The following is a 12,255-nucleotide window of genomic DNA, read 5'->3' as shown; positions in this document are numbered from 1 at the left end:
CGATGAGCGATGACGTAGAGTCGCAGTTCCCCTGTCGCCCGAGAATGCATGTGCGGTCTGCGCTGGCGACTGATTAGTTGCTAGCCACCAGCCTGATTACGCTGCTGGCAGCGCCTTCAGGTTTTGACAGGCGCGTCGGCCGCGAAGCTCTGTTCGAGCGCGCGCGCCGCCTTCATCAGCGCCGGCACGAGTTCCACGGCGCGGGACAGCGGCAGGCGCGCGGTCGGCCCATGGACCGCGACGGTGGCGCAGAGGACGCCCTTGGCGTCCGTCACCGGGACCGCGGCCGCCGTCATGCCCTCGATGAATTCTTCGTTGTCGGTGGCGATGCGGCGCTCGCGGATGCTGTCGAGTTCGGCTTCGAGCGTCGCCAGATCGGTGATCGTCTGCGGCGTATGACGCGTCAGTGTCAGTGCCTGCAGCAGCGACTTACGAATCGAAGGCGGCGCCAGGCTGAGGAACAGCTTGCCGCTGGCGGTGCAATGCAGCGGCACGCGCGAGCCGACACTGAGCCGGATCTGCAGCGGCCAATCGGACTCGACGCGGTCGAGATAGATCAGCTCGGCGCCGCTGAGCACGGTGATGTTGCAGGTCTCGCCGATCTCGCGGACAAGGCCGGCCAGCACGGCGCGGCGCGGCGCCAGTTGAAACGAATGCCGCATCGAAGCGAGCGCCAGCGCGGTGAGGCGCGGCCCGATCTGATAGCGCTTGCCATCGACCGTACGCTGCGCGAAGCCGAGCTTTTCCAGCAACGTGAGAAAGCGATGCGTGGTCGCCTTGGGCAGTTCGATCGCCGCCATCAGCTCATTCAGCGTCGGCGGTTCGTCTGCGGCTGCGAGCAATTCGAGCAGCAGCAAAGCGCGCTCGGAAACGCCGGTCGTCGTCGGTCCGCTCATCAGAACACACGTCCTCAATCAGCCGAACTCATGCCAGCGCGCGGGCATGTTGACAAACACTTGCATCTCATCCACTCTTTGAGATGAAACGTCTCACTCAATGAGACAATAAAGACGAGACAGGGAGAGCGCCAGTGGGTGCTGCGGAATTCGACTACGTCGTTGTTGGCGCCGGCTCGGCCGGCTGCGTGCTGGCCAACCGCTTGAGTGCCGACGGACGGCATAGCGTCCTGCTGCTCGAAGCCGGCCCCAAGGACAACTACCTGTGGATTCACATCCCGATCGGTTACGGGAAGACGATGTTCCACAAGGCCTACAACTGGCGGTACTACACCGATCCAGAGGCCAACATGCACGGCCGCAAGATCTACTGGCCGCGCGGCCGCGGTCTCGGCGGCTCCAGCTCGATCAACGGCCTGATCTTCATCCGCGGTCAGCGCGAGGACTACAATCACTGGGCGCAGCTCGGCAATGCCGGGTGGGGCTGGGACAGCGTGCTGCCCTACTTCATCAAGTCAGAGCACAACAGCCGCGGCGCCAGCGCCACGCATGGCGGCGATGGCCCGTTGTGGTCCTCCGACATCCAGGAAAAGAACGAGCTGATGGAGGCCATCATCCGTGGCGCCGAAGAGCTCGGCGTGCCGCGGACGAACGACTTCAACGGTGGCAACCAGGAAGGCGTCGGTTACTTCCAGCTGTTCACGCATAACGGCTGGCGCATCAGCTCGGCGGTCGCCTATCTGAAGCCGGCGCGCGGCCGCAAGAATCTGCAGATCGAGACCGACGCGCATGCGACCGGCCTGATCATGGAAGGCAAGCGTGCCGCCGGCGTCCGCTTCCGGCAGAACGGCGCGATCCGCGAAGTCCGCGCCCGGCGCGAGGTGATCCTGTCGGCCGGCGCGCTGCAGAGCCCGCAGCTGCTGCAGCTCTCCGGCATCGGCCCCGCAGCGCTGCTGCGCCAGCACGGCATCGATGTCGTTCACGATCTGCCAGGCGTCGGACAGAACCTGCAGGATCATCTGCAATTCCGGCTGATGTATAAGGTCAGCAAGCCGATCACCACCAACGACGATCTGCGCACGCTGATGGGCCAGGCCAAGATCGGGCTCAAGTGGCTGACCAGGGCACCGCCCGCTCGGTGTCGGCATCAACAGCGGCGGCCTGTTCACCAAAATCCTGCCNGGGTCGCCAACTCCCGATATTCAATTCCACTTCTCGACGCTGTCGGCCGACATGGCCGGCGCCAAGCCGCACGACTGGTCGGGCTGCACGTTCTCGGTGTGTCAGCTGCGGCCGGAATCGCGCGGCACCGTCAACATCCGCTCGACCGATCCGATGGAGCCGCCATCGATGAAGCCGAACTATCTGTCGGCCGAGACCGACCGGATCTGTGCGGTGGAGTCGATCAAGTATGCGCGCCGGCTAGCCGCCACCGATGCGCTGCGGCCGTACCTCGCCAGCGAATACAGGCCGGGCCCGGACGTGCAGACCGATCACGACATCCTGGAGTTCGCGCGCGAATACGGCGCGACGATCTTCCATCCGTCCGGCACCTGCAAGATGGGCAGCGACGCAATGGCGGTGACCGATTCGAGCCTGCGCGTGCGCGGCATCGGCGGTCTGCGCGTCGTCGACTGCTCGATCATGCCCACCCTCGTGTCCGGCAACACCCATGCCCCGGCGGTGATGATCGCGGAAAAAGCCTCCGACATGATCCTGGCGGCAGCAACAGAGGAATCCAAAGCAGCCTAAGACGTCTCTACAAACCGAAAATAAATCATCATTAGGGAGAGGAACAATGAAGCAGGACGCTCTGCTCAAGCGTGTCGTGATCGCGTCGCTGATTGGCGCGACAGTCGAATGGTACGATTTCTTTCTGTACGGCGTCGTCGCCGGCATCGTGTTCAATCAGCTCTACTTCCCGTCCGGTGATCCCGTCGTCGGCACGCTCTTGGCCTACACCACCTTCGCGGTCGGCTTCGTCACCCGCCCGCTCGGCGGCGTGATCTTCGGCCATTTCGGTGACCGCATCGGCCGCAAGAGCATGCTGGTGCTGACGCTGATGATCATGGGCGTCTCGACCTTCCTGATCGGCCTGGTACCGACCTATGCGCAGATCGGCATCTGGGCGCCGATCGCCCTGCTGGCGCTGCGCGTGCTGCAAGGCATCGGCCTCGGCGGTGAATGGGGCGGCGCGGTGCTGATGACCTACGAATACGCACCGCCGGAGAAGCGCGGTCTCTACGCCAGCCTGCCGCAGATCGGTCTATCGATCGGCCTGTGCCTCGCCTCGGGCGTCGTCGCGCTGTTGTCGTTCACGCTGACCAACGAGCAGTTCCTCGCCTGGGGCTGGCGTCTCGCCTTCGTACTCAGCTTCGTGCTGGTGCTCATCGGCCTCTACATCCGGCTCAACATCATGGAGACGCCGGAGTTCGCCAAGCTGAAGGACACCCGCACCGAAGCCAAGATCCCGTTCGCCACCATGATCACCGACTATCCCCGCGAAGTGATGGCCGGCATGGGCGCGCGCTACATCGACGGCGTGTTCTTCAACATCTTCGGCGTCTACTCGATCGCCTACCTGACCTCGCAGCTCAAGATCCCGCGCACCGAAGCACTGCTCGGCGTCTGCACCGCGGCGTTGCTGATGTGCGCGTTCATCCCGCTGTTCGGACGGCTGTCCGACAAGCTCGGGCGTACCAACGTGTACTTCTGGGGTTCGCTGATCACCGGCCTGTCGGCGCTGCCGGCGTTCTGGATCTGGATGACCTTCCCGGGCAATCCGGTTTTGGTTTGGGCCGCGCTGATCATCCCGTTTGCGATCTTCTACGCGTCGATCTACGGGCCCGAAGCCGCTTTGTTCTGCGACCTGTTCCGGCCGCAGGTGCGCTACACCGGCATTTCGTTCGTGTACCAGTTCTCCGGCATCTTCGCGAGCGGACTGACCCCGATCATCGCAACCGCGCTGATGCAGGCCTACGGCCCGAACGGCGGCTGGGCCATCGCCTGCTACGCAGCCTTTGCCGGACTGGTGAGCGCCTTGTCGGCCTGGTGGATCGCCTCGCTGGCCCGCAAGCGCTCGCAGCAAGAGCAGTTCAGGCCCGCGGTGCGGACGGCTTGATCAGTTAGTTCGGCCCTCACCTCAACCTCGTCATGCCCGGGCTCGTCCCGGGCATCCACGAATACGGCGGTACATGCAGCAAGAACGTGGATGGCCGGGACAAGCCCGGCCATGACGGAAACAAAAGAGCGGCCCGAGTCACCTCGGGCCGCTTTCTTTTTAGCCAGTTACTATGCTCGCTTATCCCAAACTGAGCTGCGCCAATGCGCAGGACGCCACCCGCGCGCGGCGGGAGTCGGAGCGGCTGGTCAGGATGATCGGCACCTTGGCGCCGAGCACCAGGCCGGCGCATTCGCCGCGGCCCATGTAGATGAAGGACTTGTACAGCACGTTGCCGACGTCGAGGTTGGGCACCAGCAGCATGTCGGGATCGCCGGCGACCGGCGAGTCGATGCCCTTGTTGGCGGCCGACGCAGCCGAGATCGCGTTGTCGAACGCCAGCGGTCCGTCGATGATGGCGCCGGGAATCTGACCGCGGTCGGCCATCTTGGACAGCGCCGCCGCGTCCATGCTCGAGACGTGGCCGACACTGACGGTTTCAATCGCCGACAGCAGCGCAATCTTGGGCTCCGGCAGGCCGATGGCATGCGACAGCTCGATCGCGTTGTGCAGGATGTCGACCTTCTCCTGCAGCGTCGGCGCGATGTTGACCACCGCGTCGGTGACCATCAGCGGCTTGTGATAATTCGGCAGGTCGAACCAGAACACGTGGCTCATCCGCCGCCCGGTGCGCAGATCGGCTTCGCGCGTCAGCGCGGCGGCGAGCAGCTGATCGGAATGCTGCGAGCCCTTCATCAGCGCCTTGGCTTCGCCCGAACTGACCAATGCCACTGCGGCACGCGACGCTTTGACCGGATCGTCGGGCGCTTCGACCACCCGGACGCCGTCGAGGCTTACTTGCAATGCATCGGCGCAGGCCTGCATGCGACTGCGCGGGCCGACCAGAATTGGATCAATCACCCCGTCATCGCGCGCCGACAACGCCGCCGCGAGCGAATCGTTGGAGCACGGATAGGCCACCGACACGGTCAGCCGGCCCTTGGCGCGGGCTTTCGCGCGCAGCGCGTCGAGCTTCGGATAGGTCTGTTCCATCGGCTGCATCTTGCTCTCGTTGCTATTCGTTAAGGGTGGCGGCCAGAGTTTCGGCGGCTTCTTGCAGGACAGGGAGTTTGGTCAGGATCTCGGTCTGATTCAGCCGCGTCACCGGCGCCTGGATGGCGAGCGCCGCGACGCAGCTCTTGATGCGTCCCTTGGTCTGAAAGATCGGGACGGCGAGACACACCAGCCCCGCCATGAACTCCTCGCGATCGAGCGCGTAGCGGTCGCGGCGGATATCGGCGAGTTCGGCGAGCAGCACCTGCTGATCGACGACGGTGTTGTCGGTGAGGCGTTCGAGCCGCGATTGCTGCAGCACCAGATCGCGCTTGGCCGGCGGCATCAGCGCCATGAACAGCTTGCCGCTGGCCGAGCAATAGGCCGGCACGCGCGAGCCCTGCTGGAAGGTGATGCGAAGCGGCCACTGCGACTCGACGCGATCGAGATACGTCACTTCGGTGCCGTCGAGCACCGTGAGGTTACAGCTCTCGCCGACCTGCTCGACCACGCGTTGCAGAATTTCGTGGCGGATCGTGCTGCTGGGGCGGTTGTTCAAAATGGAAAAGGCGAGCCGCACCGCGCGCGGCGCCAGCTCGTAGCGACGCCCGTCGGGCGTTCGCTGCAACAGGCCCGCGGCTTCGAGCGCGCCGAGCCAGCGATGCATCGTCGGCTTGGGCACGTCAGCGCTCGCCGCAAGCTCCGCCAGGGTTGCGGGATGCTCAAGCGCCGCCATCGTTTCCAGCAATGCGAGGGGCTTCAACGTCCCCGTCAGTTCATTCATGGAGCCTGAATAGCATAAATTCCAAAAAATGGAACGTTAAAAATCAAAATTCGAAATTTTTGTTGAAACGAGGCTCTCGAAATGGCATTCGTTCGCAGGGAGACAGACGCCCGCACCGGCGCGCCACACATCAAAAGGATGCCCAACGATGAAAATGACGACTGAAGAAGCCTTCGTGAAAGTGTTGCAGATGCACGGCATCGACAACGCGTTCGGCATCATCGGCTCGGCCTTCATGCCGATTTCCGACTTGTTTCCGCAGGCCGGCATCAAGTTCTGGGACGTCGCGCACGAGAGCAACGGCGGGCTGATCGCCGACGGCTACACCCGCTCGACCGGCAAGATGTCGATGGCGATCGCGCAGAACGGCCCGGGCATCACCGGCTTCGTCACGCCGATCAAGACCGCCTACTGGAATCACACGCCGATGCTGCTGGTGACGCCGCAGGCCGCCAACAAGACCATCGGCCAGGGCGGCTTCCAGGAAGTCGAGCAGATGGCGCTGTTCCGCGACATGGTCTGCTATCAGGAAGAAGTCCGCGACGCGTCGCGCGTCGCCGAAGTGCTCAACCGCGTCATCATGCGCGCCAAGCGGCTGTCGGCCCCGGCGCAGATCAACATTCCGCGCGATTTCTGGACCCAGGTGGTCGATATCAATCTGCCGGCGATCGTCGATTTCGAACGCCCGGCCGGCGGCGAAGGCGCCGTGGCGGAAGCCGCGAAGCTGCTGTCGGAAGCCAAGTTCCCGGTGATCCTGTCGGGCGCCGGCGTGGTGATCGGCGGCGCGATCGGCGCCTGCGCGGCGCTGGCGGAACGGCTCGATGCGCCGGTCTGCAACAACTATCAGCACAACGACAGCTTCCCCGGCAGCCATCGGCTCGCCGTCGGCCCGCTCGGCTATAACGGCTCGAAAGCCGCGATGGAGCTGGTTGCCAAGGCCGACGTGGTGCTGGCGCTCGGCACCCGCCTCAACCCGTTCTCGACGCTGCCCGGCTACGGCATCGATTACTGGCCGAAGAACGCGAAGATCATCCAGGTCGACATCAACGCCGACCGCATCGGCCTGACCAAGCCGGTCAGCGTCGGCATCTGCGGCGATGCCAAGCTGGTGGCCGAACAGATCCTGGAGCAGCTGTCGCCGAGCGCAGGCAATGCCGGCCGCGACGAGCGCAAGGCCCTGATCCACTCCACCAAGTCGAAGTGGCTGCAGACGCTGTCGAGCATGGATCACGAAGAAGACGATCCGGGCACCAGCTGGAACGAAGATGCGCGCAAGCGTGACAGCGACCGCATGTCGCCCCGTCAGGCTTGGCGTGCGATCCAGGCCGGCCTGCCGCGCGACGCCATCATCTCCAGCGACATCGGCAACAACTGCGCGATCGGCAACGCCTATCCGACGTTCGAGCAGGGCCGCAAGTATCTCGCGCCCGGCCTGTTCGGTCCGTGCGGCTACGGCTTCCCGGCGATCATCGGCGCCAAGATCGGCAATCCGGATACGCCTTGCGTCGGTTTCGCCGGCGACGGCGCGTTCGGCATCTCGATGAACGAGATGAGCTCGATCGGCCGCGAAGAATGGCCGGGCATCACCATGGTGATCTTCCGCAACTACCAGTGGGGTGCGGAAAAGCGCAATTCGATCCTGTGGTACGACAACAACTTCGTCGGCACCGAACTGGACATGAATCTGAGCTACGCCAAGGTCGCCGAAGGCTGCGGCCTGAAGGGCGTGACGGTGAAGACTCAGTCCGAGCTGACCGAAGCGCTGCGCCAGTCCTGTGAGGATCAGAAGAAGGGCATCACCACCTTCATCGAAGTCCTGCTCAATCAGGAACTCGGCGAACCGTTCCGCCGCGACGCGATGAAGAAGCCGGTCGTCGTCGCAGGCATCAAGCGCGAAGACATGCGCCCGCAGCAGGTCGCCTGAGCGATAGCTGCGAAGTAACTAAGACCTGCCGCCCCTCGCCCGGGCGGCAGGGACCTCTCCCAGAGCGCTGGCGATGAATTGCGCCAGCTGCTCGGCGGCATCGGAGATGCCCTGACTCTTGCGATGCAGCACGAGTTCGATCGACGGCAGACGTGGAAAGCCGTCCGCCTCACCGAGCAGGCGCACATCCGGCACCACCGCACAGCGCGGATACACCGACACAGCCAGTCCTGCGAACACCGCAGCCTGCAGGCCGGCGATGCTGTCGCATACCGACCTGATCGACCATTGTAGCCCGGCGGCGCCGAGCGCCTCGAGCGCGTGGGCCCGATAGACGCTGCCCTGCGGCAGCACCGCCAGCGGAATCGGCCTACGCAGTTCCGGATTGCTGCCGACGCCGGCGACCCAGACCAGCGGCTCGTGCCTGATCAGCTCGCCGCGGCGAAACTCCGGCTGGTTGGTCATCAGCGCGATATCGATTTCGTTGCGCTCCATCGCGGCGTGCAGATGGATGCTGCGTGTGCAGCGCAACTCGATTTCGACATTCGGGTGCGAGCGAGAAAAATCTTCCAGCACAGAGGGCAGAATGTAGGACGCATACAGGTCCGGCGTGCCCAGCGTCACATGCCCGGCGATGCCGGCGCCGGCAAACCGATCGAGCGCCTCGTCGTTGATCCGCAGCATGGCGCGGGCGAATTCCAGCAGGATCTCGCCGTCATGCGTCAAAGACAGCTTGCGCCGATTGTGATCGAACAGCGTGCGTCCGATGAGGTCTTCGAGTCGCCCGATCTGATGCGTGATCGCCGGCTGCGTTCGTCCCACCTTGCGGCCGGCGGAGGTTAGTCCACCTGTATCGACGATCGCCACGAAGGTCCGGAGCAGCGCGATATCAAGATCGTGTTTCAATCATCAATCCCGCGAATGACCACAATCCAGATTATCGATTTTGTCCCGGCGACCACCGATGGGTAGCATAGCTGAAACGATGGCCAAGCCAATCGGCTCAATCGATCGGAGCACAACTCCGGCACCAAGGCACATCGTAGATTAGCGCTCGGGAGGCGACGATGACGATCATGCGCAACCAGGCCAGCCGTCTTGTGCTGTTGACGATCTGCCTGATGTATCTCATTTTCTACGTGGACCGCGTCAATCTTTCGACTGCGGCGCCTATTATGCAGAAGGACCTTGGGCTTACCGCAACGCAACTGGGCATCGCGTTCTCCGCCTTCGCGTATCCCTATGCTTTCTTCCAGATCGCCGGCGGCTGGCTTGGTGATCGTCTCGGGCCGCGCGCGACCCTGCTGATCTGTTCCCTCCTCGTCGCGGTGTCGACGATCTGGACCGGCCTGGTCGGCGGCCTGCTGGGCCTTTTCCTGGCCCGACTCTGCCTCGGCATCGGCGAAGGCCCTGCGTTCCCGACCGCAACGCGCGCGCTCTCCAACTGGATGCGGCCGGATCAACGTGGATTCGCGCAAGGCATCACCCACGCCTTCGCGCGTTTCGGCAACGCGGCAACGCCGCCGCTGATCGCCGCGCTGATCGTGGCGTTCTCCTGGCGGGACTCGTTCTATCTTCTCGGTGTCGCCAGCCTGCTGTGGGGCGCGCTGTGGTGGTTCTACTTCCGCGACGATCCGCGCAAGCACAGTGGCGTGACGCCTGAAGACCTCGAAGGCCTGCCGCCCGCAACGGTCGCCGCCACCCGCAAGCAGGTGCCGTGGGGTCCGCTACTGAAGCGCATCCTGCCGGTGACGCTCACCGACTTCTGCTACGGCTGGATTCTGTGGCTGTATCTGAACTGGCTGCCGTCGTTCTTCCTGCACGAGTTCGATCTCAACCTGAAGAAATCGGCGCTATTCGCGGCCGGCGTGTTCTTCGCCGGCGTGGTCGGCGACACCGTCGGCGGCATCATCAGCGATCGCATCCTGCGCAAGACCGGCGACGTCGGCAAAGCCCGCATCTCGGTCATCGTGGTCGGCTTCCTCGGCTCGTTCTGCTTCATGCTGCCGATCGTGTTCGTTCACGACCTGATGACGGTCGCGATCTGCCTCAGCATGGCGTTCTTCTTCGCTGAGCTGATCGTTGCGCCGATCTGGGCGATCCCGATGGACATCACGCCGGAATATTCCGGCAGCGCCAGCGGCTTCATGAACTTCGGCTTCGGCATGGCGGGCATCATCTCGCCGGTCGTGTTCGGCTACGCCATCGACGTGACCGGACGCTGGGACGTGCCGTTCATCGGCTCGCTCGGCGTGCTGCTGCTCGGCGCCCTGCTGGCGCTGCGCTGCAAGCCCGGCCAACGGTTCGTCGATGTCCGAGACAATCCTGTCGTCGTCACCAAACCCAGCCTCAAACCGGTTTGAGATCGGCGCCGATCGAATTCAACGAACTCAAGAAGAAAGGAAGACCAATGAGCACGGTTGTCGATATTGCGAGCCGCGTCTCCGACGCCGACGAGATCGCCGCCGGTTTGATGCGCCGGGCGCGAGCCGCCCAGGAGATCTTCGCCGAAGCTGATCAGCAGCGCACCGACGAAGCGGTAAGGGCGCTGGCCTGGTCGCTGTACAAGCCGGAGCACGCCCGCGAGCTCGCGGAGCTTGCGGTCGCCGACACCGGCCTCGGCAACGTGCCGGACAAGATCATCAAGAAACAGCGCAAGACGTTCGGCACGCTGCGCGATCTGCTGCGTGCCAAGACGGTCGGCGAGATCGAGCGCGACGACAAACGCGGCATCGTCAAATTCGCCAAGCCGCTCGGCGTCATCGGCGCAATCACGCCGTCGACCAATCCGGGCGCAACGCCGGTCAACAAGGCCATGATGGCGATCAAGGGCCGCAACGCCGTGATCATCGCGCCCTCGCCGCAGGGCTACAAGACCACCGCCAAAGCCGTCGAGTATATGCGCGAGGGTCTGACGCAGATCGGCCTGCCGGCCGACCTCGTGCAAATCCTGCCGGCCCCCGTCAGCAAGGAAACCACGCAAGCCATCATGGAGGCGGTCGACCTCGTGGTCGTCACCGGCTCGCAGGACAACGTCCGCCGCGCCTATCGCAGCGGCACGCCGGCGATCGGTGTCGGCGCCGGCAACGTGCCGGTGATCATCGACGAGACCGCCGATCTTGCCAGCGCAGCGCAGAAGATCTGCGCATCGAAGACCTTCGACAACGCCACCTCGTGCTCCTCGGAAAACGCCGTGGTGATCGTCGATGCAGTCTACGACGCCGCCATCGCGGCGCTGGAGAAGGCCGGCGGCTATCTGGTGAATGCCGAGCAGAAGACCCGCGTCGTCGGCGAATTGTGGAAGAACGGCAAGCTCAACCGCCACCTGATCGCCCGTGACATGCCGATCCTGGCCAAAGCATTCGAGCTGCCCAAGGAAGCCGAGCAGTCGAAGTTCCTGCTGGTCGAAGAGACCGGCGTCGGCAAAGCCTATCCGCTGTCTGGCGAGAAGCTGGCGCTGGTGCTGACCGTGTACCGCGCCTCCGACTTTGCGGCGGCGGCCGATACGGTGCGCAAGATCTTGGACTTCCAGGGCCGCGGACACTCGATGGGCCTGCACACCACCAATATGGACCGCGCCCGCCAGCTCGCCGAGGAGCTGTCGGTGGTCAGGGTCCTCGTCAACTTCGCCCACACCTTCGGCAATGGTGGCGGCTTCGACAGCGGGCTGGAGTTCACGCTGACCATGGGCTGCGGCTCGTGGCAGAAGAACAGCATCTCCGAAAACCTCAACTACAAGCACTTCATCAACATCACCCACCTCGTGGTGCCGATCCCGGAGGACAAGCCGTCCGAGGAAGAACTGTTCGGCCCGCACTGGGCTCGGTACGGACGCTAGGAGGCGGCGATGAATCTCGAAGAATACGCAGCGAAACAACATGTGCTTGGGCCGGCCGGCGTGCCGATCCCGAACGGCGTCGTTTGCACCACAGCCGACGAAGCCGCGCGGGCGGTGGAGAAAATCGGTCCTTCCGTCGTCAAGGCGCAGGTGCCGACCGGCAAGCGCGGCAAGTCCGGCGGCATCAAGATGGCGGACACGCCGGAGCAGGCGACCGAGGCAGCGACCGCGATCCTCGGCATGAGCATCGGCGGCAATAAAGTTGAGCGCGTGCTGATCGAACAGCGCTGCCCGATCGAGCGCGAGCTTTACGCGGCCGTGATGGTCGACGTCGCCAGCCGCGGTCCGCTGGTGCTGTTCTCCACCGAAGGCGGCATGGATATCGAGGAAGTCGCCGAGACCAAGCCGGACGCGATCCGGAAGAAGGCGGTCGATCTTGCCAAGGGTTTCGGCGAGGCCGAAGCGACGGAACTCCTCGCAGGCCTCGATCTCGGTGCAGCGGCTCCGGCCGTGGCCCGCGTCCTCAGCGAACTGTACCGCGCGTTCTGCGACAAGGATGCCGAACTCATCGAGATCAATCCGCTCGCGGTGCTGAAGGGC

At 64.2% G+C, this 12,255-nt stretch carries 9 protein-coding genes and 1 pseudogene; 6 read left to right on the top strand and 4 right to left on the bottom strand.

Annotated features, from left to right (window positions below):
• Positions 1-116: 116 nt before the first annotated feature.
• Positions 117-896 carry an IclR family transcriptional regulator gene (locus I5M_RS09315; protein WP_022721153.1) on the bottom strand — a complete coding sequence of 260 codons (780 nt, stop codon included), beginning with the start codon at positions 894-896 and terminating at the stop codon, positions 117-119.
• A 134-nt stretch (positions 897-1,030) separates the two neighbouring features.
• Here I5M_RS09315 and I5M_RS29435 point away from each other — a divergent pair.
• Together I5M_RS29435 and I5M_RS09305 are read left to right on the top strand one after the other, a co-directional pair.
• A pseudogene (locus tag I5M_RS29435) lies at positions 1,031-2,648 on the top strand (GMC family oxidoreductase).
• Between the two features lie 46 nt (positions 2,649-2,694).
• Positions 2,695-4,017 carry an MFS transporter gene (locus I5M_RS09305; RefSeq protein ID WP_022721150.1) on the top strand — a complete coding sequence of 441 codons (1,323 nt, stop codon included), beginning with the start codon at positions 2,695-2,697 and terminating at the stop codon, positions 4,015-4,017.
• A 180-nt stretch (positions 4,018-4,197) separates the two neighbouring features.
• On the opposite strand, the gene I5M_RS09300 is transcribed toward I5M_RS09305, so the two are convergent.
• Complete coding sequence (locus I5M_RS09300) at positions 4,198-5,118, bottom strand: bifunctional enoyl-CoA hydratase/phosphate acetyltransferase (RefSeq protein WP_022721149.1); 921 nt, start codon at positions 5,116-5,118, stop codon at positions 4,198-4,200.
• 13 nt (positions 5,119-5,131) lie between these two features.
• On the bottom strand, positions 5,132-5,893 hold the full coding sequence (locus I5M_RS09295; protein ID WP_022721148.1) for an IclR family transcriptional regulator: 762 nt from the start codon (positions 5,891-5,893) through the stop codon (positions 5,132-5,134).
• A gap of 148 nt (positions 5,894-6,041) precedes the next feature.
• Here I5M_RS09295 and xsc point away from each other — a divergent pair, with 148 nt between their 5' ends.
• Positions 6,042-7,817, top strand: a complete 1,776-nt coding sequence (xsc, locus tag I5M_RS09290) for a sulfoacetaldehyde acetyltransferase (protein WP_022721147.1) — start codon at positions 6,042-6,044, stop codon at positions 7,815-7,817.
• Between the two features lie 18 nt (positions 7,818-7,835).
• Here the strand turns inward: xsc and I5M_RS09285 are convergent, their stop codons facing one another.
• On the bottom strand, positions 7,836-8,723 hold the full coding sequence (locus I5M_RS09285; RefSeq protein ID WP_022721146.1) for a LysR substrate-binding domain-containing protein: 888 nt from the start codon (positions 8,721-8,723) through the stop codon (positions 7,836-7,838).
• A gap of 161 nt (positions 8,724-8,884) precedes the next feature.
• On the opposite strand from I5M_RS09285, the gene I5M_RS09280 reads away from it, so the two are divergent.
• The 3 genes from I5M_RS09280 to I5M_RS09270 form a co-directional block, all read left to right on the top strand.
• A complete protein-coding gene (locus tag I5M_RS09280; protein WP_022721145.1) occupies positions 8,885-10,180 on the top strand; it encodes an MFS transporter in 1,296 nt (431 codons plus the stop codon).
• Positions 10,181-10,227: 47 nt separating this feature from the next.
• The gene (locus I5M_RS09275; protein ID WP_022721144.1) at positions 10,228-11,655 is read left to right on the top strand and encodes an aldehyde dehydrogenase family protein; all 1,428 of its coding nucleotides are present in this window, start codon (positions 10,228-10,230) and stop codon (positions 11,653-11,655) included.
• A gap of 9 nt (positions 11,656-11,664) precedes the next feature.
• Positions 11,665-12,255: ATP-grasp domain-containing protein (locus I5M_RS09270; protein WP_022721143.1), on the top strand; the 591-nt coding region annotated here is incomplete at its 3' end.

This window comes from Rhodopseudomonas sp. B29, from assembly GCF_000333455.1.
GTDB lineage: Bacteria > Pseudomonadota > Alphaproteobacteria > Rhizobiales > Xanthobacteraceae > Rhodopseudomonas.
This window is presented reverse-complemented; position numbering and strand designations above follow the sequence as displayed.